The 23,318-nt window shown below is 70.3% G+C and carries 15 protein-coding genes and 1 riboswitch; of the genes, 3 read left to right on the top strand and 12 right to left on the bottom strand.

Annotated features, from left to right (window positions below; translation table 11 throughout):
* The first annotated feature begins 9 nt into the window (after positions 1 to 9).
* Positions 10 to 828 carry a DUF5694 domain-containing protein gene (locus PFX98_RS08920; RefSeq protein ID WP_285234845.1) on the top strand — a complete coding sequence of 273 codons (819 nt, stop codon included), beginning with the start codon at positions 10 to 12 and terminating at the stop codon, positions 826 to 828.
* 9 nt (positions 829 to 837) lie between these two features.
* Here the strand turns inward: PFX98_RS08920 and PFX98_RS08915 are convergent, their stop codons facing one another.
* The 6 genes from PFX98_RS08915 to PFX98_RS08890 all read right to left on the bottom strand — a co-directional run bounded on the left by PFX98_RS08915 (position 838) and on the right by PFX98_RS08890 (position 11,240).
* Positions 838 to 1,539: a 2OG-Fe(II) oxygenase gene (locus tag PFX98_RS08915; RefSeq protein ID WP_285234844.1), complete on the bottom strand. Its 702-nt coding sequence runs from the start codon at positions 1,537 to 1,539 to the stop codon at positions 838 to 840.
* Between the two features lie 65 nt (positions 1,540 to 1,604).
* Positions 1,605 to 4,289 carry a TonB-dependent receptor gene (locus tag PFX98_RS08910; RefSeq protein WP_285234843.1) on the bottom strand — a complete coding sequence of 895 codons (2,685 nt, stop codon included), beginning with the start codon at positions 4,287 to 4,289 and terminating at the stop codon, positions 1,605 to 1,607.
* A gap of 262 nt (positions 4,290 to 4,551) precedes the next feature.
* Positions 4,552 to 7,314 (bottom strand): TonB-dependent receptor, encoded by a 2,763-nt coding sequence (locus PFX98_RS08905; protein ID WP_285234842.1) that lies wholly within the window; start codon positions 7,312 to 7,314, stop codon positions 4,552 to 4,554.
* Positions 7,315 to 7,548: 234 nt separating this feature from the next.
* Positions 7,549 to 8,130 (bottom strand): TMEM165/GDT1 family protein, encoded by a 582-nt coding sequence (locus PFX98_RS08900; protein WP_285234841.1) that lies wholly within the window; start codon positions 8,128 to 8,130, stop codon positions 7,549 to 7,551.
* 98 nt (positions 8,131 to 8,228) lie between these two features.
* Positions 8,229 to 8,350, bottom strand: a riboswitch (yybP-ykoY riboswitch).
* Positions 8,351 to 8,367: 17 nt separating this feature from the next.
* Positions 8,368 to 9,837 (bottom strand): M16 family metallopeptidase, encoded by a 1,470-nt coding sequence (locus PFX98_RS08895; protein ID WP_285234840.1) that lies wholly within the window; start codon positions 9,835 to 9,837, stop codon positions 8,368 to 8,370.
* 8 nt (positions 9,838 to 9,845) lie between these two features.
* Positions 9,846 to 11,240: a M16 family metallopeptidase gene (locus tag PFX98_RS08890; RefSeq protein ID WP_285234839.1), complete on the bottom strand. Its 1,395-nt coding sequence runs from the start codon at positions 11,238 to 11,240 to the stop codon at positions 9,846 to 9,848.
* Positions 11,241 to 11,306: 66 nt separating this feature from the next.
* On the opposite strand from PFX98_RS08890, the gene PFX98_RS08885 reads away from it, so the two are divergent.
* The gene (locus PFX98_RS08885; protein WP_285234838.1) at positions 11,307 to 11,696 is read left to right on the top strand and encodes a VOC family protein; all 390 of its coding nucleotides are present in this window, start codon (positions 11,307 to 11,309) and stop codon (positions 11,694 to 11,696) included.
* A gap of 13 nt (positions 11,697 to 11,709) precedes the next feature.
* Here PFX98_RS08885 and PFX98_RS08880 read toward each other — a convergent pair whose 3' ends face one another.
* Positions 11,710 to 13,011, bottom strand: coding sequence for an NAD(P)/FAD-dependent oxidoreductase (locus tag PFX98_RS08880; RefSeq protein WP_285234837.1), 1,302 nt, complete (start codon positions 13,009 to 13,011; stop codon positions 11,710 to 11,712).
* 35 nt (positions 13,012 to 13,046) lie between these two features.
* Here PFX98_RS08880 and PFX98_RS08875 point away from each other — a divergent pair, with 35 nt between their 5' ends.
* A complete protein-coding gene (locus tag PFX98_RS08875; protein WP_285234836.1) occupies positions 13,047 to 13,730 on the top strand; it encodes a helix-turn-helix transcriptional regulator in 684 nt (227 codons plus the stop codon).
* Here the strand turns inward: PFX98_RS08875 and PFX98_RS08870 are convergent.
* The 5 genes from PFX98_RS08870 to PFX98_RS08850 all read right to left on the bottom strand — a co-directional run bounded on the left by PFX98_RS08870 (position 13,721) and on the right by PFX98_RS08850 (position 23,261).
* On the bottom strand, positions 13,721 to 14,809 hold the full coding sequence (locus PFX98_RS08870; RefSeq protein WP_285234835.1) for an acyltransferase family protein: 1,089 nt from the start codon (positions 14,807 to 14,809) through the stop codon (positions 13,721 to 13,723). The two genes, PFX98_RS08875 and PFX98_RS08870, sit on opposite strands and share 10 nt — an antisense overlap.
* Positions 14,810 to 14,942: 133 nt before the next feature.
* Complete coding sequence (locus PFX98_RS08865; protein WP_285234834.1) at positions 14,943 to 16,796, bottom strand: S8 family serine peptidase; 1,854 nt, start codon at positions 16,794 to 16,796, stop codon at positions 14,943 to 14,945.
* Between the two features lie 64 nt (positions 16,797 to 16,860).
* Complete coding sequence (locus PFX98_RS08860; RefSeq protein WP_285234833.1) at positions 16,861 to 17,445, bottom strand: DUF7010 family protein; 585 nt, start codon at positions 17,443 to 17,445, stop codon at positions 16,861 to 16,863.
* A 99-nt stretch (positions 17,446 to 17,544) separates the two neighbouring features.
* Positions 17,545 to 21,537: a KGGVGR-motif variant AAA ATPase gene (locus PFX98_RS08855; protein ID WP_285234832.1), complete on the bottom strand. Its 3,993-nt coding sequence runs from the start codon at positions 21,535 to 21,537 to the stop codon at positions 17,545 to 17,547.
* Positions 21,534 to 23,261 (bottom strand): DUF4062 domain-containing protein, encoded by a 1,728-nt coding sequence (locus PFX98_RS08850; protein ID WP_285234831.1) that lies wholly within the window; start codon positions 23,259 to 23,261, stop codon positions 21,534 to 21,536. The genes PFX98_RS08855 and PFX98_RS08850 overlap by 4 nt, the downstream gene beginning before the upstream one ends.
* Positions 23,262 to 23,318 lie beyond the last annotated feature (57 nt).

Raw genomic sequence — 23,318 nt, 5'->3', positions numbered from 1 at the left:
GAGCCGCCCATGAACAAGATCGTGTTTGCCCTCGGCACGCTGGCACTGGCCTGCCTGCCCCTCTGCAGCCAGGCCGCCGCCAAGGCCGAAGTTGAAGTGATGGTGCTGGGCAGTTACCACTTCGGCAACCCCGGCCAGGACATCGTCAACACCCAGGTCGACGACGTGCTGAGCCCACGCCGCCAGGCCGAGCTGCAGGCGCTGACGCGCCAGCTCGCGCGCTTCCGGCCCACCAAGCTGATGGTGGAGCGCGAGGCCGATCAGTTTCCGGGCCAGCAACTGCCCGCCTATGCCGCCTGGCGCGCCGGCCAGCGCCGCGAGGTGCGCAACGAGGTCGAGCAAGTCGGCTACCGGCTGGCCGAGCAACTGGGGCACGAGGCCGTCTACGGCGTGGATGCCGACGGCGACTTCCCCTTCGAGGCGGTGCAGAACTTTGCCAAGCAGCATGGGCAGGAGGCGCAGCTGCAGGCCCAGCTGGACGCGCTGCAACGGCGCAACAAGGCCGTCGAGCAAAGCCTGGCCCATGCCAGCATCAGCCAGTTGCTGGCCGCGTTCAACCGCCCGCAGGCGATCCTGGCGGACCACCAGTTCAACAGCGTCGCGCTGCGCTATGGGCGCGCGGCCGAGCAGCCCGGCGCCGAGCTCTATGGCCAATGGGCGCTGCGCAATGCGCGCATCTGTGCCCGCATCGTGCAGCTAAGCCAGCCGGGCGATCGCCTGCTCGTGCTCTTCGGCGCCGGCCACAGCTACTGGCTGCGCCAATGCGTGCAGGAACAACCCGGCTGGAGGCTGGTGGAGGCGCTGCCCTATCTGCAAGGCCGGCGCTGAGCGGCGCGCTCAGGCCGCGATCAGCCAGCCGGTGATGGCGGTGCGTTCGCCTTGCGCAAACGGCGGCACGTAGGAAACGAAGTGCTGCTGCGGCACGCGGAACAGCGAGAGCGAATTGAAGTGCGGGAAGTAGCTCTCCAGCACATCGCCCTGCGGCCCCGTGAAGTGCAGCAGGCCGCCCCAGTCGGCGCGCCAGTTGCGCGTCAGATTGATCACATAGGCCAGGCGCCGGTTCTCGGCGTCCACATGGTCGTCATGCACCACCAGGAAGTTGCCGCGCGTGTACATGGTGGCCTGCGCATAGACCCGGTTGATGTCGGTGACGCCGGTGATCCGGCGTATTGACGCCAGGAACTCTTCGTCGGCCATCCATCGCATGAAGCGCGCCAGCAGATGGCTCTCGCCGCGCTTGGCGGCGGCCACCAGCGAGTCGGTGCAGAAGGAGAACTGGAATTCCTGGCTGGCCACCAGGTTGATGCCGTCCACCAGCATGGCGCGCTGTTCGGCGCTCAACGAGCGCAGCTGCTCGCCGCTCAGCACGCGGTCGCCATTCACGTCGCGATAGGTCAGCGCCCAGTCGATCTCGTCGACGGCCCGGCTGAGCGCCTCAACCACCGCGGGTTCGAAGAAGTCGCGAATCAGCAAGCGCCCGTCGCGCTGGAAGGCGCGCCCGAGTTGCTCGATATCGAGTTGGGGGTTGATGTACTGCATTGCCTTGCTCGCCTGTAAAAAAGGGCAGGCCCGAAGGCCTGCCCTGTGCTCTCACATCAGCCTGCTCAGAACTTGTAGTTCGCGCGCAGGTAGTAGGTACGGCCCTTGACATCGGCATAGGTCGGGTCGAAGCCGACCTGGAAGTAGTCTTCCTGGACGGTGACCGGCGGCTTCTTGTCGAACAGGTTGCGCACGCCCACGGTGATGGCCAGGTTCTTGATGCCCTTGTACTGGCCTTGCAGATCCCACAGGTCGTAATGATCGACCTGCTTGACCTTGTCGTAGTCCTCGTAGCCGCTCTGGCGGAAGTAGCGCACGCCGGCCGCCCAGGCACCGGAATCCCAGTCCAGGGTGTAGACCTGCTTCAGACGCACCACCGGACCGCCCTGGTCATACTTGCCCAGGTTGTCTTCCAGCGCGCCGGTCACGACATTGGTCTTCGTGCTCTTGGTCAGGTAAGTACCTTCCCAACCCGGCGTGAAGGTGCCCATGGAGGAACGGAAGCGGTACTTGGCGCTCAGGTCGAAACCGGATGCCTGCTGCTTGCTGAGGTTCTCCAGCGACGCGTTCACGTAGTCCAGATAGCCCTGGGCATTCAGGATCAGGCGGTTCGCGTAGACCGAGGAGCTGGTGGTCGGGCCGGTCTGGTTCTTGTACCAGTCCTTCATGATGTCGTCGCCCGTCAGCGAATCGATGCCATCCGTCAGCTTGATGTCGAAGTAGTCCACTTCCAGGGACAGATCCTTCATCGGCTCGAACACCATGCCCAGGGCGGTGGTGCGCGACTTCTCGGGCTTCAGGTTGGGGTTGCTGTGGTTGATGGCCGTCAGCTGCGTATCGCAATAGTTGGGGTTGGGCTTGTTGGCGCAACCGACCAGCGTGTTGTAGTACGGGTCGTTGAAGTTGCCGGCCAGGTTGGTGCCGGCCGCCGGGGCGTACATATTGTCCAGCGCCGGAGCGCGGAAGCCCTTGCCCACCGAGGCGCGCAGCAGCAGCGTCTTGCTGGGGGTCCAGCGCAGGCTCACCTTGGGGCTGGTGGCCGACATGTCGGGCGACGAGAACTTGCCGTCACGCGACTCGCCCGAGGCACCGCTGTAGCGGTCGGTACGCACCGCCAGGTTCAGCTCCACGTCCTTCAGCACGGGCATGTTCAGCTCGCCGTAGAAGCCCTGCGTCTTGCGCTGACCCTGCACCTTGCCGGCATTGCCCGAGCCACCGACGATGTCGCCGGAGCCGGCAATCTCGGAGTAGCCGTCGAGGTACTTTTCCTTGCGCAGATCCAGGCCCACCGCGACGGCGGCGTTGCCGCCGGCCAGGGCGAACAGCTCGCGCGTCACCGAGAAGTCAAAGCCATCGGTGTCGGTGTGCGAACGGCGGTTCTCACCCGAGAGCTCGGCCGACTTCAGCAGCTTGAGGCCGGCTTCGTCGTTGGGGCCGAACGGGTTCACATTGCCGGTCTTCAGCACTTCCACCAGCTTGGTGTCGGAGAAGTTGCCGGTCAGGAAGGTCTCGACCGCCTTCGACTTGGCCTTCATCAGACCCAGCTTGTAGTCGAAGCCCGCCACGGTACCCTCGGCACCGACCAGGAAGCGGGTCATGTCGTTGGTGGTCTTGGTCAGGCGCTGACCGCCGTCCACCATACGCCAGGCGATGATCAGGTCACCGCGATAGCCGGGCTGGGCAGCTTCCACCGCCGCGGTGGGGTAGTACTTGCCGCCGGCGGGGTACAGGTAGTCGGGACGACCGGTGGTGCTGGACGGCGTTTGCGACGAACCGAAGGTGATCTCGTTCTTCGAGTAGGCAAACTCGGTGAACAACATGTGGTCGTTGTTCAGTGCCAGCGTGGCACGTGCCAGCGCGCCGGTACGCTCGGAGGCCGGCGAGATGTCGATCTTGGCGCTGTAGTCGTAACGGCAGTTGGAGCCGCCCTTGAAGCTGTCGGGCGGTGCGCAGTTCGGGAAGCCCGGGGCGCCCGGCACGAAGTTGCCTTCGTCCGCGGTGTAGGCATTGGCCGGGAAGGTGTTGCCCGAGGACTTCACCACACCGATGTCGGGGCGATTGCCGGTCTTGGAGAACTCGCGGTCGCTGGCTCGGATGACGTCGTACTTCTGGTAGCTGAAGGTGCCCAGAATGTTGAACTTGTCCTTGGCCATGTCGCCAAAGCCGAAACCGCCCTGGAAGCCCGAGACCTTGCCGCCGGTGTGTTGCGGGGACTCATAGGAAGCGGTGATGTCGCCGCCCTGGTAGTCCTTGCGCGTGATGAAGTTGATCACGCCGCCGATGGCGTCGGAGCCATAGGTCGCCGAGGCGCCGTCGCGCAGCACTTCGATGCGCTCGATCGCTGCCAGCGGGATGGCGTTCAGGTCCACGCCCTGGCCGGCAAACGGGTAAGGCGTCAGACGACGGCCGTTCAGCAGCACCAGCGTGCGCTCGCGGCCCAGGCCGCGCATCGAGGCGCCGGTCTGGCCGGTGGCGTTCGAGTCGCCGATCGACTCGCCCATCGAGCGGCCGCCGCCGTTGTTGGAGCTCAGGCGATCCACCAGCTCCTGCACATTGGAGGCGCCGGACTTGTCGATGGTCTCGCGGTTGATGACCGTGACGGGCACCGAGGTCTCGGCATCGATGCGCTTGATGGACGAACCGGTGATGGTGACGCGCTCAAGCGAGCTGTCCTGGGCATGTGCCGGCAGGGCCAGCATGCCCGCATAGGCCAGGGCCAATGCGCTGCAAAGGCGGGTTGATTTCAACATGTACTTCACTCCTGCGAATGAGATTGGGGTTCGCTGCGGGACGCCGTTCTGACGCGGCCATTAGGGAAAGCTCCCGCGGCGAGGGAGCCCGGATTTTTGGCCCGCTGCAGTGCAGCAAGCCCCTAGGAAAACCCTTCAAAGTTGCGCCAATGCCGCAGTCCGCCGCCGGACGGTGCCGCCCCATGAAAAAACCCCCTAACACCTGGGGTGCTAGGGGGTGTCGAACGGCATGGGTTGCCGCCCGGATGCGGCGCGCCGGACGCTACTTGAACTGGTAGTTCGCGGTGGCGTACCAGAAGCGGCCGCGCGGGTCGGTGAAGGAGCCGGCAAAGCCGGTGGCGTGCGAGCCGTAGCTGGACACCGCGGTAAACGGCGCCGCCTGGTCGAAGATGTTGCGCGCGCCCAGGCGCAGGTTCAGGTTGGCCATCGGTTTCCAGCTCACGGCCAGGTTCCAGCGGCTGCTGTCCTTGACCTTGTGCTCGCTGGCCACGCCCACGTTGGCCTCCACCAGGCCGGCCGATTCGGTCCAGCCCTTCACGAAGTTGTTCTCCAGCGTCACGCCCCAGTTGCCCAGCGCATAGTCGAAGGCCAGGGTGTGCTGCCAGCGCGGCACCGGTTGCACGCCGGCGCCATCGCCCGCCGTGCCCTCGTAGCTGACGAAGGGCGTGCCCTTGCCGTTCTGCTGCTTCCACTCGGCGATATAGGTGCCGTTGAAGCTGGCCGAGAGCTTGCCCATCTCGCCCAGCGCCCAGCTGCTGCGCACATCCAGGTCCAGGCCCGAGGTCTTGAGCTCGCCGAGGTTCTCCACCGGGGTCTCGATATAGCTGATGAAGCCGTTGGCGAGGCGGTGGATGCGGCTCTTGTACTTGTTGTAGAGATCGGTGCTGGCCATGATGGCGTCGCCGCCGATGGTGCCGATCTGATCGCGCTTCTGGATATGCCAGTAGTCCAGCGCCACGGTGAGATTGCGCATCGGCTCCAGCACCATGCCGAAGGCGTACTGGCGCGACTTCTCGGGCTTCAGGTTCGGGTCGGAGAACAGGCGCACATTGAACTGGGTCTCGCAGCGCGGGTCGCCCGCAAAGCCGGCCGGGCAGTCGGGGTCGACCAGCGAGTTGGCGGTGTTGGTGAAGGCGGTGGGGCTGTGCACGTCCCACAGCGTGGGCGCGCGGAAGCCGGTGCCCACGCTGGTGCGCAGCAGCAGTTCCTTCATCGGCTGGAAGCGCAGCGCGGCGCGCGGGTTGAAGGTCTTGCCGAAGTCGCTGTACTTGTCATAGCGCAGCGCCACCGTGCCCTCCCAGCCCTTGGCAAAAGGCATCGAGAGTTCGCCAAACACCGCGTAGATATTGCGCGAGGCCACGGTGCGCGGCACCGAGCCCTCGCCGCCGATGTGCAGGCCCTGCTCGTAGTCCGGGTTGACCGGGTTGTCGTTGGCCTTTTCCTTGCGCAGATCGGCGCCCAGGGCCACCGCCATATTGCCGCCGGCCATGGGCATCAGCTCCTTGCTGATCTTGCCGTCCCAGGCGATCGTCGTGCCCTTGGATTCGCGCATGCGCCCTTCCATGCGCGCCGCGTCGAGCAGGGCCGTGCCGTCGGCATCGGTGGGGCCGAAGGGGTTGACCTTGCCGCTGGCCAGGGCGGTGATGAAGCGGCCCTCGTGCAGGTAGTTGAAGTAGTCCAACGAGCCCTTGGCCTGCGAGAGATTGATGGCGGTGTCGTAGTCCCAGCCGGCCCACAGGCCGCTCGCCCCCACCACCAGGCGCATCTGCTCGTTGGTGTTGTCGTTGATGCGCGGGCCCACGTTCACCGAGCGCATCGCGATCTCGGTCATGCCGTTGCCCAGGGTGTCGAACTGCGCCGGCGTGTAGCCCAGGCTCAGCAGCAGATCGCGCGGGAAGTACTTGCTGTTCACCGGCAGCGCGAACGAGGGGTAGGTGCCGTCGGCCTTCACATGGCCGGCGGTGGAGTCGATCGGCACCGCGGCGGTGCGGCCGATGCTGTGGTTGCGCGCGAACGAGGCCTCGACGAAGAGCTGGTGGTCGGCGTTGAGCGCGAAGGTCAGGCGGCCGAACAGATCGGCCTTGTCGGAGTCGGGCACGTTCTCCTGCATGGCCGGGTAGATGAAGCGGCAGCGCTTCTTCGCCGTGCCATTGGGGGTGGTGGTGCTGCGCACCTGCACGATGGTGTAGTCCGGATCGCAGGCGCTGAAGTTGGCGCCGGCGTTGGCATAGGCGCCGGGCGAGATGTCGAAGTCCACCAGCCGGCCGGGGAAGGCGCGGCCCGAGGTCGGCGGGTCGGAGCCCGGCACCTCGTCGGCATTGCGCAGATAGAGCTTCTGGTCGATGGCGCTCAGCTTGGTCTGCTTCTTCACATTGCCGGTGACCAGCAGGTTGTAGCCATCGGCGCCCAGATTGCCCATGCCGAAGGCCAGGCTGGCGCCCGTCTCGCGCCCGCCTACGCCCTTCTCGGTATCGCCATAGCGCAGCGTCAGCTCGCCCTTGTTGTAGTCCTTGCGGGTGATGAAGTTGATCACCCCGCCCACCGCGTCGGTGCCATAGATGGCCGAGGCGCCATCGCGCAGCACCTCGATGCGCTCGATGGCGGCGAAGGGAATGCTGTTGAGGTCCACCGCCGCGGCGCCGCCGATCGAACCGAAGGGATGGTTGGCCAGGCGCCGGCCGTTCAGCAGCACCAGGGTGGAGTTGGCGCCCAGGCCGCGCAGATTGGCATTGCTGGTGGCATAACCCGCGCCCTGCGTGCCATCCGAGAACATCGCGGTGCTGGCCGAGACGCGGCGCAGGATGTCTTCGACGCTGGTGGCGCCGCTCTTCTCGATCTGGTCGCGCGTGATCACCGAGACCGGCAGCGCGGTCTCGGCCTCCAGGCGCTTGATCGAGGAGCCGGTGACGGTGACGCGCTCCATGGTGGTTTGCTGGGCCTGGGCCGGCAGGGCCCACAGGCCGGCGAGACCCGAATAAGCCAGCGCCAGCGCGCTGCACAGCCGGGTGGACTTGCTGATGTTCATGTGGACGACTCCTTGCGAGGGAAGGTGAAGCACCATTCTTCGATCGCCCACAAGGCGCAGAAAGCCTGGGAAATCCCCCGAAGTTGCGCCCGCACCGCAATCTTTTGACACTCCTCGATCGCGGGTTTGAGCAGTAGGCATCGGCCTTGTGAGGGACAGGCCCGAAAACAAGACGCCGATGCGCAGATGCCGCTGGTCATGCCGGCATGCCAGCAGGCATCAGACTTTTTTGTTTCAGAAACCCAGGCTCGCGCCCGCACCCAGCAGGGTGGCCACACCGAGGATGCCGAAGATCATGGCCGCCAGCCCGTGCACCAGGCGCAGCGGGATCTTGTGGGCGATGCGATCGCCCAGCAGCACCGCCGGCACGTTGGCGATCATCATGCCCAGCGTGGTGCCCGCCACCACCGCCACCAGGGCGTCGAAACGGGCCGCCAGCGCGACCGTGGCGACCTGCGTCTTGTCGCCCATCTCGGCCAGGAAGAAGGCCACGATGGTGGTGCCCAGCACGCCCAGCTTGAGCCCCTTGCCGCCCTCCACCTCGTCGTCGATCTGATCCGGGATGAGGGTCCAGATCGCCATCGCCACAAAGCCCAGGCCCAGCACCCAGCGCAGCGTGCCGGGGCTCAGCAGGGCGGTGATCCAGCTGCCCAGGGCGCCGGCACCGGCATGGTTGACGAGCGTGGCGATCAGGATGCCCAGGCAGATCGGCAGCGGCTTGCGAAAGCGCGCGGCCAGCAAAAAGGCCAGCAACTGGGTCTTGTCGCCGATTTCGGCGAGGGCCACCAGACCGGTGGAGACGAGAAAGGCTTCCATTGAGAATGACTCCACGGCCGGTGCAAGAAACCATTGACCACACAGGCTCCCGGCCGATCCGAGCGCTGCATGGTCAAAGGTCTTGCCAGGCATCCGGGACCCGCGATGGCGCTTCCCGGGGGCTGCGCGCGCCATGGTCCGCTGCGAGACCAAGTGTGTTGACGCGGGCCCGTGCTCGCAAACCAGTGCGGCACGGCGGCTACTCCCCAATGACGGAGCGGATTCTAACCGCCCCGCTCAAGCGCCCTTGCGCAGCGTGCGGCTGCCCAGGTCCAGCTCCTGGGCGCGCAGCAGCCAGGCGCCCGGCCATTGGCGGCGCAGTTCCTCCTCCACGCGCGCGCCCTTCAGATCGCCCACCACCACACAGCGCAGCGCCTCGGGCCGCCACAGCGCGCCCGCCAGGGCCTGGAGTTGGGCCGGCCGCACGGCGCGCAGCGCGGCCGGCCAATCGGCCAGGGCCTGCTGGCCGCGGCCCTGGCGCGCCTGCTCCGCCACCAGCAGGGCCAGGCCGGCGCTGGTGTCGGGGGCGCGGCCCAGCTCGCCCAGCAGCGCCGCCTGGCGCGCCGCCAGTTCGGCCTCGGGCACCGGCTCGCGCGCCAGCCGCAGCAGCTCGGCGCGCATCAGCTGAGCCACCTCGGCGGCGCGCTCAGGGCGCGTCTGCGCGCCCAGGCGCCAGCAGCCGGCACCCGGCAGGGCCTCGGCCTGGCTGCTGCTGCCATAGCTGAGGCCGCGCTTGATGCGCAGCTCCTGGTTCAGGCGCGAGGAATAGCCCTGGCCCAGCACCGCCTGTGCCACCTGGGCGGGCGCCGCATCCACGCCCAGGGCCGGGCCGGGCGCGGCCAGCAGCACGGCGCAATGGCCGGCACCATGGTCGACGCCAGGCAGGTCCAGCAGCAGCGCCGGCGCGAGCGGCTGCGGGCTCAGCAGCGGCAGGGCCGGCAGCGGCTGCCGGGCTGCCGGCCAGTCGGCGAAGAAGGCTTCGGCCAGCTCGACCGCCTCAGCGAGCTCGACATCGCCCGCCAGGATCAAGCGGCTGCTGTCGGGCCGCAGCAGCTGGCGATGGCAGGCCAGCAGATCGTCGCGCCGCAGCCGCGCCAGGCTGGCGCGCGTGGCCAGGCGGCCGCGCGGCGTCTCGCCCCAGAACAGGCGCTGCGCCAGCTCGCCGGCCAGCAGCGGCGCATCGGCCAGGCTCAGGGTCAGGGCATCCAGGGCCTGGGCGCGGCTGCGCTCCAGCTCGGCCGCCAGCAGGGTGGGCCGGCAGGCCACATCGGCCAGCAGGTTGACGGCCTCCTCCAGCCGGGCCGTGCCCACCGTCAGCGCCAGGCGGGCGCAATCGGGCAACACCTCGATGTCCAGCGCGGAGCCCAGCGATTCGGCCGCATAGGCCAGATCGGCAGCGTCCATGGTCTCGTCGCCGCGGCGCGCGCCCTTGGCCATCACCGCCAGCGTCAGCTCGGCGAGGCCGGCTTTGCCGGCCGGATCGTGCAGGCTGCCGGCGCCAACCTGCAGCAGCACCGTCACCAGGGGCAGGCCACCGGGCTTGCGTGCCACCCATATTTCCAGCCCGTTGGGCAGGCTGGCGCGCTCCAGCGCCGGCCAGCGCAGCGCGCGCGCGGGCCCGGGCGGTGGTGGCGTGTCGAAGCCGCGCTGCGCCCAGGCCGGCAGGCTGGCCAGCGCGCCAAGCTGCAGGCATTGCCGGCGCTTCATTCCAGGACTCATGCCAGGCCCCGCTTGCCGCGGCCCGGCTGGCGCATGCCATCGCGGCCATACAGCAGGGTCACATGCGGGGCCTGCACGATGTCGCGGCGCCAGAGCCGCTGCACGTCCGCCACGCTGACGGCGCGCAGCGCCTGCAGCTCGCGCCCCAGCAGCTCGGGCCCGCCCTGGAGCAGGCAGGCGCGGCCCAGCAGCTCACCCAGGCCCAGCGGGGTCTGGCGCTGCACCAGCGCGGCGGTCAGCAGCAGGGTCTTGACCTTGTCGAGCTCGGGCGGGCTGATCGGCTCCTCGGCCAGCTTGTGCACCTCGCGCCGCAGCCGCGCGGCCAGGCCGGCGGCCGACTCGCCCTGGGCGGCAATCGCATGCGCCACCAGCAGGCCGGCCTCGGCATGCAGCTGGGCCTCGAAGCCGATGCTGCTGGCCACGCCGTCGCGGTACACCAGCGCCTCGTCCAGCCGCGCCGAGTTGCCCAGCGCCAGCAGGCCCAGCGCGACCTGCAGGGCGGCGGCATCGCGGCTGGCGGCGGGCGGCCCGGGCCAGATCAGCGCGGCGGCCGGCAGCGGCGCCTGCGGCGCGCTGAGCTCGTGCACCGCGCCCAGCTGGCGCCTGGGCTCGGCACTGGGCTGGCGCGGCACCGGCGTGGCGGGCGCACGGATGCTGCCGAAGTAATAGTCCACCCAGCGGTCGAGCTGGGCGGCATCGAACTCGCCGCAGACGATCAGCAGGGCGTTGTCGGGGCGGTAGTAGCTGGCGTGGAAGGCGCGCACATCGGCCAGGGTGGCGGCGTCCAGATCGGCAATGCTGCCGATCACGCCGCGCCGGTAGGCATGCTGCGAAAAGCCATAGCGCGGCACGGCATCGAACAGCGCGCCATAGGGCTCGGCCAGCACGCGCTGGCGGTACTCCTCCTTCACCACCTCGCGCTCGCTCTCGAAACTGGCCTGGTCCAGCTGCAGATTGGACATGCGCTCGGCCTCGGCCCACAGCATCGGCTCCAGGTGCTCGGCCGGCACCACGCTCTGGTAGGCGGTGTAGTCCTCGGCGGTGCTGGCATTGTTGCTGCCGCCCACGTCCTCGGTCATGCGGTCGAACTGCTCGCTCGCCAGGTAGCGCGTGCGCTTGAACATCAGGTGTTCGAACAGATGGGCAAAGCCGGAGCGGCCTGGCGGGTCGTCGCGGCCACCCACCCGGTACCAGAGCTGCACGCTCACCGAAGCGCCCGGCTGGGCCAGGGCCAGCAGCTCCAGCCCGTTGGCCAGGCGGCGGCGCTGCCATTGCAGCGGCGGGAATATGGGGAAGGCGGCCGGCTCCGGCTGCGACCAGGCAAGACCTGGCACCGCGAGCAGGCTGGCGCAGAACCGCCGCCTGCCGATTGCCCCCATGCTGCTGTTCATGCTGCTGCCATCTCGTGTCAGTACCCGGGGCGCATGATGATGTGCCCTTCAGAAGGAGTGTCACCCATGAAATTCGCCTACACCATCGTCTATGTCGCCGATGTCGCGGCCTCGCTGCAGTTCTTCGAGCGCGCCTTCGGCCTGGAACGCCGTTTTCTGCACGAGTCCGGTGCCTACGGCGAGTTGGAGACCGGGGCCACCGCGCTGGCCTTTGCGCAACACGCGGTGGCACGCGGCAACCTGGGCCACGACTACCTGGCCGCCGATGCCGCCGCCGCGCCGCTGGGCATGGAGATCGGCCTGGCCTGCGTCGACGTGCCCGCCGCCCATGCGCGCGCCGTGGCCGCCGGCGCCACCAGCCTGGCCGCCCCGGCCACCAAGCCCTGGGGCCAGACCGTGGCCTATCTGCGCTGCCCGGACGGCACGCTGGTGGAGCTGTGCACGCCGATGGGCTGAGGGCTTCGCGGGCTCAGGCCTTGCTGTCGTCCACCACGATGCGCGCGTAGCGCTGGAAGCTCCAGTAGGCCCAGGCCCAGTCCATCAGCACCACCAGGCGGTTGCGGAAGCCGATCAGGAAGTAGATGTGGATGAAGAGCCAGAACAGCCAGGCGAAATAGCCCGAGAACTGCAGCCGGCCCACATCCGCCACCGCGGCCTTGCGGCCGATGGTGGCGAGCGAGCCGTAGTCGCGGTAGCGGAAGGGGGGCAAGGTCTGACCCCCGGGCCGGTTCAGGATCAGGCGCGCCATGATCTGGCGCGCCGCATGCCGGCCCATCTGCTTGGCGCCCGGGCTGACACCCGGCACCGGCCTGCTGCTGCCATCCTTTTCATGGCTTTGCGCCGCCGCCAGATCGCCGATCACATAGACCTCGGGGTGGCCAGGGATGTTGAGGCTGCCGTCGACGATGACGCGGCCGGCGCGGTCCAGCGGCACCTCCAGGGCGCGGCCCAGCGGGGAGGCCGCCACGCCGGCCGCCCACACCACCGTGTGGGTGGGAATGCGCTGGCGCTCGCCGCCCTGCTCCTCCAACTCGACGCCGCTGGCGTCGATGGCCACCACCTTGCAGCGCGTGCGCACCTGCACGCCCAGGCCTTCGAGCTGCTGCTGCGCCTTGGCCGACAGCGCCGGCTGGAAGGCCTGCAGCACGCGCTCCGAGCCCTCCAGCAGCAGCACCCTGGCGGCCGCCGGATCGATGCGGCGGAACTCGTCGCGCAAGGTGTGGCGGGCGATCTCGGCCAGCGTGCCGGCCATTTCCACGCCGGTGGGGCCGGCGCCGATGACGACGAAGTTGAGCCAGGGCTCGCGCTCGGCCGGGCTGGCCAGGGTCTCGGCGCGCTCGAAGGCGCTGAGCAGCCTGGCGCGCAGCTTGAAGGCATCGGCCAGGGTCTTCAGGCCCGGCGCATGCTCGGCCCATTCGTCGCGCCCGAAGTAGCTGTGGGTGGCGCCGCTGGCCACGATCAGCGCGTCGTAAGTCAGTTGCTGGCCATCCGCCAGGCTGACGCGGCGCGCGGCCTTGGCGATGCCCGTGACCTCGGCCATCAGCACGGTGCAGTTGCGCTGGCGCCTGAGCATGTGGCGGATCGGCGCGGCAATCGAGGGCGCCGACAGGCCCGCCGTGGCCACCTGGTAGAGCAGGGGCTGGAACAGATGGTGGTTGCTGCGGTCCAGCAGGGTGATGCGCACCGGCGCACCGGCCAGGCTGCGGGCGGCTTCCAGGCCACCGAAACCGCAACCGATGATGATGACGTGAGGCAGTTCCTTGCTTTGCATGCGCTGCACTGTAGCGGCAGTGGAGAATGCCGCCCATGCGCCGCGCCGACCGCCTGTTCCAGATCGTCCAGCACATCCGTGGACGCCGCCTCACCAAGGCCGACTTCCTGGCCACCCGGCTGGAGGTCTCGGCACGCACGATTTACCGCGACATCGCCGCCCTGCAGCAGCAGGGCGTGCCGATCGAGGGCGAGGCCGGGGTGGGCTATCGCATGCGCGCGGGCTTCGACCTGCCGCCGCTGATGTTCAGCGCCGAGGAGGCACAGGCCCTGGTGGCGGTGGTGCGGCTGGCGCAGGGACAGCTCGATGAGGCGCTGGCCCGCCAGGCCGAGGACGCCCTCTCCAAGATCCTGGCCGTGCTCCCCCCCGCCGCGCGGGCCGCGGCCGAACGGCTGGCGGTCTACGCGCCGCTGCGCGGTCTGGACGACGCCACGCGCGCGCGCCTGGGTCAGCTGCGCCAGGCCACCGAGACGCGCCACAAGCTGCGCGTGCAGTACCTGGACCTCAGCGGCGTCAGCAGCGAGCGCGTGCTGCGGCCCCTGGCCTGCTTGTTCTGGGGCCCGGTCTGGACGATTGCCGCCTGGTGCGAGCTGCGCGAAGGTTTTCGCAACTTCCGCGTCGACCGCATCCAGCAGCTGGAGGTGCTGGACGAACGCTTCCGCGACGAGGCGGGCAAGACCCTGGCCGATCTGCAGCGCACCGAATCCGATCAGCGCTGAAGCGCGGTGATGGCCGGTGCCGCCTTCAGACGCAGGCGCGCGGCCGGTGCCTCGATCCAGCGGTAGAAGGGCAGCGCCGCCACATTGCTGAGCAGCCAGGCCGCCAGCAGGTAGACGGCGGCCCAGGCGCCCAGCGGCTCGGCCTGCGGCTCGACCCAGGCGTTCAGCAGCAACACGACCGGAAAGTGCACCAGGAACAGCGCATAGGAATGCTGGCCATGGTGGGCCAGCAGCCGGCTCAGCCAGTCGGGCAGGCGCAGCCCCTGGCTGGGGCGCTGCGTCCAGACCGCCAGCGCCGCGGCGGTCAGCAGCGCCAGCAGCAGGCGTTCGCGGAAGGCCAGGGCCAGCGCGCCCAGGGCCAGCAGACCGAGCACGGCCAGCGCCAAGCGCGGCGCGCGCGACAGGCTCAGCCAGTGCACCATCGCGCCCAGGCCATAGGCGCCGAAGAAATAGAGCGCCAGATGGTCCAGCTCCGGCATCAGATTGAAGGCGTACAGCGAGGCCGCGCACAGCAGCAGCACCAGGCAAGGGCCCAGCACCATGCGCCAGGCACGCGGCAGGCCCACGGCCGAGCGCGCCAGCCACAGCAGGCCCAGGAGCAGGCCGAAGAGCTGGAAGTCGATCGCCACATACCAGGCGCCCACGGTGAGCGCCTCGTGGCCGAGCACGCCGTGCAGCAGCAGGGCATGCGAGAGCAGCTGCGCCAGGCTCAGGCTTTGCGGCACCAGCTCGGGCAGGGCGTCCTCCACCAGCTCGGAACACAGCAGGGTCAGCAGCACGGCCGCCATGAAGGGCAGCGCCAGGCGCAGATAGCGGCGCCAGATCAGCTCGAGCGGATGGCCGCTCACCAGGCCGCCGCGCGCCGATAGGCCGCGCGCCGACAAATAGCCGCCCACCACCAGGAACACCTGCACCGCCATGCGGCCGTAATGGAACAGCAGCGCGGTCAGATCGGGCAGCAGGGCCTGCATGGCTTGCGCCACCGGACCGTAGACGGACAGGTGGTGCAGGACGATGACCTGGGCGGCGAGCGCCTTGAGGGCATCGACGTGGAACAGACGATTGGACGAGACTGACATGGACCCAGGGCCCGGGCCGGGGAGCGGCGACGGGCCGGATTGCTACGGGAGGGGGAGCGCCGGCAGCACAGGCGAACCCGCGATTCTAGCCGCCCCGCCTCCCGAGCCCTGCATCCACTTGTAAGCCGCCCGCTCAGAGCTGGATGCCGGCCAGCGCCGCGCTCTTGCGCGGGTTGATCAGGTTGACCCGACCGGGCTTGCCCTCGGCATCGGGCAGGCGCTCGGCGCCCTGCAGGATCAGCGCCTTCAGCTGCACCGGCGTCAGCGCGGGCTTGAGCGCGAGCAGCTTGGCGGCCAGATTGGCCACCTGCGGGCTGGCCATGCTGGTGCCGCTGAGCTTGAGGCGCTCGCCGCCGGGCACCGGGCTGTCCACCTCGAAGCCATTGGCATGCACCACCACCGTCTTGCCGAAGGTGGAGAAGCTGGTCTCGCTGCCGCTGTGATCGACCGCGCCTGCGGTGATCAGATTGGGCAGTTCCAGGCCGGCCGGGATGTATTCCTGGAAGTCGGCGCTGTTGTCCTCGTTGCCGGCGCCGGCCACGAAGAAGATCTCGGGCGCCCCGGCGATGGCCTCGCGCAGCGCATCGCGCTCGATCTTGAACAGGCGCAGCGCCTCCTGCTTGCGCGCCTCGGGCGCGCCGCCCAGGTTGTGATAGGCCAGCGCGGCCTCATAGGCGGTCGGGCCGTAGCGCCAGCTCATGTTGACGACGCGCACGCCGGCCTGCTTGAAGCCCGCCACCATCGCCCGGTAGGAGGCGGCCACGGCCTGCGCGCGCGGCTCGCTGAGCTTGGGCGGCACGCTCTCGGCGCTCCACAACATGGTGCCGGCATAGACCTGGGCGAAGGGGTTGCCCTCCACCGCGATGCCGGCCACATGGGTGCCGTGCACATACAGGCCGGCGAGCGCCATGTCCTCGCTGAAGCCCTTCACCTGATCGGCCTTGAGGCCGGCCATGGTGCCGCGGAACTGGCGCGAATCGGGGGTGTCGAGCGCCGCGCGCTGGTCCATCGAGCCCTTGATGAGGCTGCGCAGCTGCGGCCAGCGCGGCGCCGCCTCGCCCAGCGGGCGCAGCAGATCCTTGGCCGGCTGCCCCTCGGCATCGAAGGCCATGCCGCGCGCGGCGGCGGGCTTGAAGAGGTTCAGGTCCACGCCCGAGTCCCACACCGCCAGCACCACCGGCTGGGCCTTGGCATCGGCGGGGATCGCAAAGGTGCGCGGCGTCCAGAGATCGGCCTTGGCCTGGGCCTGGCTGTTGGCGTCCAGCACCGCCTGCAGGCCGGCCACGATGGCCGCCTGGTTGGGCGGCAGCAGTTCCAGCTGCAGCCGCGCGCCGATGATGGCCAGCACCATCTGGTCGGGTAGCACCAGATTGCCGTTCTTGGCCATCGCATCCAGCTGGCTCTTGAAGGCGCCGCGCACCAGCTCCGGGTTGTAGGTCTCGATGCCGCCCTTGGTGCTCTTCAGGTTGTCCTGCACATCGGCCCAGGGCATGGCCGCGAAGCGGCGCTGCACCTCGGCGCGCAGCCAGGCGCTGTCCTGCCGCTGCAGCTTCTGCTGGGCCAGCAGCTCGGTCAGCACGCCGCTGCTGAGGCGGGCGCCGGCCTTTTCCTGCAACGCACGCGCCTTGGCCGTCCAGGCCGGCACGGCGGCCCAGTCACCGCGCAGCTGCGCCAGCGTGGCCATGGCGCCGTAGTACTCGCGCAGCGTCGCGGCATCGCGGATGTCGTAGCCGGCCAGGTCGGCCTGCACATCGGCCTCGAGCTTGGCGCCCAGTGCCTGCAGGGCGCTCAGCGGCGCCGCCAGGTAGTCGCTGGGCAGCTGCTCCAGCGTGCGGCTGCGGCGCGGCAGCTGGTCGGCGCGTGTCACCACCTGGCGCTCGGCCTGCGGCGCGAGCTGGGTGGCGGCCGGGCCCGGCGTCTGTGCGCCCGCGGCAAGAGAGGCCAGCACCAGGCCGGCGGACAGGGTGGTCATCAGAGGTTTTTTCATGGTCGCAGCAATGCAATGAACAAGGTGGGCGCACGATAGCGGCGCACCACCCCGGTGGCCTTGGTCATGCGGCGAACTGTGGCTGCGGCGGGATGGATGGCAGCCGGCGCCGCCAGCGTGCTTCCAGCACCAGCATGGTGGCGAGGTAGACCAGCACCACCAGGGCCGGGATCAGCACGAAGCGCTGGCCGGGGCAGCACAGCCAGGCGAGCAGGATCAGCGCGGTGCGCGCCAGCGCGTGGGCCACGCCGATCCAGTGCTGGATGATCCAAGAGAAGGGCAGCCACATCAGCCCGGCCAGGATGCCGATGCTGAGCGGCAGGGAGCTGGCGTCCTGCATGCCGAAGGGCAGCGCAATCGCGAACACCAGCAGCGCCTGCAGCATGCCGAGCATGAATAGGCGGTCGAAGCTGTTGCGGGGCCGCCGCCGGCCCAGCAGGTCCTCGCCGGTGAAGCGCGCGATCAGCAGGCCCAGGTAGAAGATGGCCCCGGTGGCGAGGTAGAGGGTCAGCACCGCGGTGCGCACGCTGCAGGTGGCGCCCACCACGCCGATCAGCGCCCAGGCCAGGGTGCCGGCCAGGGGCATGGCGAGAAAGCGGCGCTGCGCAAATTCGGCGCGCTGCGCCTCCAAGCTGAGGTGGCTGCTCATGTCGTGCTCCTTGTTGAACATGGGAGCACGATAGGAAACGAGTCGCCCGGCCGCCGCCACCGGGCGACGGATAGACAACCGTCGCGACGAATCAACAGCTCAGCGCAGGCTGCGGTAGTCGACCACGCAGCGGAAGCCCAGGTAGTCGGCGCCGCGCGCCTCGTCGCTGCTGGACCAGCGCAGCGAGGCGCGCGCCTCGGCCAGGTCGTTCAGGTAGGAGCCGCCCTTCATCACATGCGAGCCTTCGCCCCAGGGCGAGGCGGTGAGCTCCCAGAGATTGCCGGCCATGTCGGCCGCGCCATAGGGGCTGTTGCCGGCCGGGTAGCTGCCCACCGCGGCGAGCAGGCGGCGCGCATTGCGCTCGCCATGGAAGCGCTTGGCGTCGGGCTCGTTGCCCCAGGGCCATTGGCGGCCGTCGACGCCGCGCGCCGCCTTCTCCCATTCCTCCTCGCTGGGCAGGCGGCCGCCGATCCAGCGGCAATAGGCGTCGGCGGCCTGCCAGCTGAGGTAACGCGCCGGTTCATCGGGCTTGCCGCGCGCGTTCCAGGCCGCAGGGCAGGCCGAGCTGGCCGAGCTGGCCGGCTGCTCGGCGCAGGCCTGCGCGACATAGCGGCCGAACTGCGCGTTCGTGACCTCGGTGCGCTGCACATAGTAGGCGTCCAGCCAGCGGTGCGCGAGCGGCTTGTCGTTGTCGAACAGGCTGATGTAGCGCACCCCCAGGCTGCGCATCAGCAACTCGCGCGCCGCGCGCTCCGAGCCCAGCGTGGCGCAGCCGGCCGGCACCAGCAGCAGGGTGTTGCCATCGCGGCCCTCACGCGCCTCGCCGCTGCGCGGATTGGGCAGGCGGCTGAGTTCGGGCAGGGCCAGCAGCAGCGGCGCACCCCGCTCGCCCGGCAGCTCCTTCAGCGCCGGGCGGAAGCTCAGCCCCATCGAGCCGAGCAGATCGCCCAGCACGGTCTGCAGATCGCGCGCCACCTGGTGGCCGCTGGTGTAGCGCAGCTCGCCGGGCAGCGGCGCCTCGACATACTGCGGCGCATCGACATTCGCGCCCAGCGCGGTGAGCGCCGTCGCCAGCGTGTTCATCAGGCCCAGCTCGCAGGCACCGCTGTACTGGATCGCCACGCGCCGCCCGCGCAGCGACTCGGCGGCCTGGCGCGCCGAGCCATCGCTGGTGACCTGGGCGATCGCCACCGCGGCGCGCGCGCCCTCGGTCTTGCTTTCCTGCACGCGTTCGGCCGCCTGCATGGTGGTCTGGGCGAGCTCCGCGTCGTGGCTGCGGCCGCGCGTCCAGACAAAGCCGCCCACGCCCAGCGCGGCCACCAGCACGCCCACCAGCACATGGCGGCGCTGCCGCACCTGGGCCACCGCCTGCGCGGCCGCCTGCCGGCCGGCCTCCAGCAGGCTTTGCTGGCTGGCCTGCACATAGTCGACCATGTCCTGGGTCAGATGGGCATCCCAGCCGTCCACCAGGCCCTGGGCATCGCGCAGCGCCTGGCCGGTGAGCAGCGAGGCCGGGTCGCGCTCGGCGCGCTGCCAGCGCTCCTGCGCGAAGGCGAGCGCACCGCGCAGGCGCAGCTGCGGGCCATGCTCGTCCAGCAGGCGCTGCAGGGCCGGGCAGGAGGCCGGCGGCAGCGGCCACAGCAGCTGCAGCTGCAGTTCGCCGTCGCGCTGCTCGAGATGCAGCACCCGCTCGCGCACCAACCAGAACAGCGCCGGCGCGGCGTTCGCATCGTGCCCGCGCAGCTGGCTGACACGCTGCCAGCTGCTGCTGCGCCAGGCCCAGGCGGCCTCGCCGCCCAGCTGCAGCAGCCACAGCAGCAGGCCCTCGGCGCGCGCGCGCAGCGGCGCCGGGTTGCGCGCCAGCGCCGCGTCCACATGGGCGGCATAGGCGGCGGGCACGCCGCCGCGCGCGGCATAGCTTTCGTTGGCCAGAAAGCCATGGCGCGCGCTGTCCCACAGGCCCGGCAGCAGCAGCTGGCCCAGGCTGAGCGGCTCGCAGCCCAGCTGCAGGTCGGCCTCCAGGCGCTCCAGCAGGCCGGGTTCGAAGGCCATGCCGGTGCGCAGCGCCGGCACGTCCAGGCGCGGGCGTTCGGGCGGCGCGGCGACGGCATGCAGCTCGACGCTGCGGCCGGGCCAGGCCGGCAGGCCATGGCGGCCGATCAGCAGCAGGCGCGCGGCCGGCCCGGCACCGGCCATCACGCGCTGCAGCTCGGCCAGCCAGGCGGCACGCGGCAGATCGGCACGCCCATCGTCCATGCTCAGGCCGGCCGGCAGCTCGTCGGCGTGATCGACGATGGTGATGCGCGGCGACGCCTCGACTTCAGGAGCCTGCCACTGCGCCAACCAGTCGGGCTGCAGGCGCGCATCGATCCACAGCAGCTCGGGAGCCGGCAGGCCCAGCGCGCCGCGCCGCAACGCCGGCAGCAGGCCGCTGGCCACCAGGGTGGTCTTGCCCACGCCCGAGGGGCCCAGCAGCTGCATGCCGTGCAGCTCGCCCAGGCCCTGCAGCAGGGCCTGCAGCGCCGCCTCGGGCAGGTCGAGCAGGCCGGCATGGGCCTCGCCGCCAGGCGCCAGGCCGGCATAGGGATTGAAGCTGGCGGTGGGCGCGGCCGCGGCGGCCTCGGCGCCCACGCGCTGGTTCAGCTGCTGCACCAGCAGGTCGAATTCCACCTGTCGCTCGGGCCAGCCGCGCAGGTCCACCGGCTGCAGATCGGCCATGCCGCGCAGCGCCAGCGCCAGCAGCTCGGGCTCGGCGCCGGGCAGCAGCACCGGCAGCACATGCACGGCCTGGGCGGCGGTGCGCGCCTGCTCGACCTCGCGCTTCTGCCAGGGCGAGAGCCCGCCGGCGTCCAGGCACAGCAGCAGATGGCGGCTGTGGTGCAGGGCCTGGGCGGTGGCCTGCGACCAGCTCTCGCCCGGCACCAGGGCCGAATTGTCGAGATAGACGCGCACGCCGCAGCGCCGCAGCGCCTGCTCCAGCGCCTCGGCCAGCGGCGCGGCGCTGCCGCGCGAGATGAAGGCGTCGTAGTCGGCGAAGCGGCGCGTCGGGTCGTAGCGCAGCGTGGTCTCGGTGCCGGGCGCCGGCGGCGCGGCGGCGGCGGCCGCGTCATCGCCCGGCTCGGGCCGCGCCGGCCACAGCGCCGCGCGCGCCGCCGGCTGCAGGCGCAGCATCGCGCCATCGCCCAGCATCACCAGCGCGTCGGCCAGGCATTCGTAGGCGGCGCCGATGCTGGCTAGGCGCTCGCGCCGCGCCGGGTCGGTCACCACCACTTCCTCGAAGGCGTACTCGGGCTCGTAGGGAATCGCCAGCGACTCGGCCGACACGCCCGCCAGCACGGCCGGGATCTGGCCCTCGAAGGTTTCCTGGAAGCGCTGGTAGAAGGCCTTCAGCAGGGCCGGGTCGCGCTGCTCGATGCGCGCCGGCACCACCAGCAGCTCGAGCGGCCGGCCATGGCGCAGCGCCATCACCGGCGCCGAGCAGAAGTCGCGCGCCACGTCCAGCGTGCCCTGCAGGTTCTGGTGGTTTGCGGCGCTCATCATCACCACCACGTCGGCGAGCTGGTAGGCGCACACCCCGCCCATCTCGGTGACGCCGGTGCGCGAGTCCACCAGCACCGCGTCGTAGCGCCCCTGCGGGCCGGTGAGCTCGCGGCGCAACCATTCGAAGAAGGCCTCGCCCTCCCAGTTGTAGTAGAAGTCCTGCCAGTCGAAGGTGCGAACCTCCAGCGCATAACGCCGCAGGCCCTCGCCCGGGCTGCGGCAGCCGGCGGTCAGCAGGTCCAGCCGCCCGCCCTCGCCGACGCGCTCGTAGATCGGGAACACGAAGCGCGCCAGATTGCGGAAGGCGCCCGCCTCGAGCGACTCGCCGCGGCCCGCCAGGCTGTCCTTGAAGGCGCGCAGCAGGTCGATCAGGCCGGGGTTGGCGAGCGCGGCGTCCTTGTCGATCGGGTAGTAGCGCTCCAGGCCCGGCGCTTCGAGGTCGAAATCGATCGCCAGCACGCGCATGCCGCGGCGCGCCAGGCGGTCCGCCACATTGGCCAGCGCCATCGAGCGGCCCACCCCGCCCTTGAAGGAATAGAAGGTGTAGATCATGGGGCGCCGAAGGCCAGGCGCTTGAAGGCGGCGCGGCGCTCAGGGTCGGCGGCCTGGGCGTCGGTGACGGCCAGGGTCTCGGGGATGGCCAGGCGCAGCCAGCGCCGCAGCCTTGCGCTGCTGTTGATGGACAGCTCGCAGCGCGGGTCGAGCTTGCTGCCGAAGCGGTCCACCAGCGCGCCGACATTGAAGGGGCCGGCCACGCTGACGAGCTTGTCGAGCGCGGTGGCGGCCGGGTCCAGCGGCGAGAGCGTGGCCACGCTGACATTGGCATCGCTGACGAACATCGAGGCATAGGGCCGCAGATCGGGATGCAGCATCGAGAGCTCGTCGATCAGCACCAGGCAGCCGCGCGCACGCGCCGCCTCGTAGGCGCTGGCGGCGGGCATGCCCTCCTGCAGGCGCAGCGGGTCGAAGGGATAGGGCCGCAGGCGCACGCGGTTGCCGGCCAGCGCCGCATGCTCCTGGCGCGCCAGAAAGGGCTGGCTGTTGAGGCGCGTGACGGCATCGGCCAGCAGCTCGTCGGCGCTGCGCGCGCCGAAGGGCCGCCACTGGCCGCGCTGCGCGCCGTAGCGCGCGGTCCAGTCGCTGCCGGCGCCGGCGAGCCGGGCCGTGACATCCTGGAAATAGGCATAGGCGTCGGCGCCCAGGCGATCGCGCACCTGCTCGGGCGCGTCGGCCAGGGCGCGCGCCTCGGCGGCGGTCATCGCGATGGTGGTGCAGGCCAGGCCCACCAGGGCCTCGTCGTCGAGATCCAGTTCATCGGCCGGCAGGGCGGCCTGCAGATCGGCGAGCTCGCCGCCCAGGCTGCCGGCCGGGCTGGCCAGCCATTGCGCCACCGGCAGCACGCGCCGCACCGGCCAGGCCGGCGGCAGCGCGGCGGCATCCACGCCGGCGTTCAGCACGAAGGCGCCGCCCAGGCGCTCGCCCAGCCAGCGCATCAGCTCCGCGCCGGCGGCCGAGGCCTGCAGGCGCGCCAGCGAGGCCGGGCTCAGCAGCAGCGCCACCGAGCGCGCGCGCGCCGCCAGCGCATCGAGCGTCGCCAGCTCGGCGTCGGACTCGGGTGTCCAGGCGCGCGCCTGGCAATGCCAGGCCGGCGGCATGGCGTCGCGCAGGCGCTGCAGGGCGGCGTCGTCGCTGCCGCGCACGCCCAGCAGCAGCAGGCCACAGGCCAGGCGCTGCGGATGCGGCGGCGCCGAGGGCTCCATCAGCGAGTTGCCGCGCCCGGCCGCCTGCTCGCGCCGCACCGCCTCGCCCGCACCGGCCTGCCGGCGCTCCTGCTCGTGCAGGGCCTGGCTGACCTTGAGGGCCAGGTCGCTCGGGTCGCTGAACTGGTTGCTGGTCTGGGCCGTGCCGTCGCCCAGCTCCTGGCGCAGCTTGACGATGTGCGCATGGGCCTCGCTGTCTTCCTCGAAATACTCGCCCGGCCAGCCCTTGCGCGGGCGCAGAAAGATCAGCCGCGGCTTGCCGGCGTCGAGCGCGGCGCGGTATTCCAGCTCGGTGATGGACTGGCTCTGGCCGGGCGGCAGCCAGCCATAACGCCATGCAAACACACCCACATAGATGTCGCAGCCGCGCACATCGTCCACGCATTGCTGCAGCGTCGGCTGCGGGGTGGCGAGGTAGCTGTCCACCACCACATGGCCATCCTTGCGCAGCGCGTCCATCACGCCGGCCCGGTAGTCGCGCAGATCGTCCAGGGTCGAAGACAGGTAAATCTTCATTGGCGGTGACTCCCTGGGCCGGATTCTGCGGGCGGCCCGCCGCCCTGCCTATCCCGA

The organism is Paucibacter sediminis, from assembly GCF_030254645.1.
Lineage (GTDB): Bacteria > Pseudomonadota > Gammaproteobacteria > Burkholderiales > Burkholderiaceae_C > Paucibacter_B > Paucibacter_B sediminis.
Note: the sequence above shows the minus strand (reverse complement) of the source record. Positions and strands in the feature narration are given on the sequence as shown.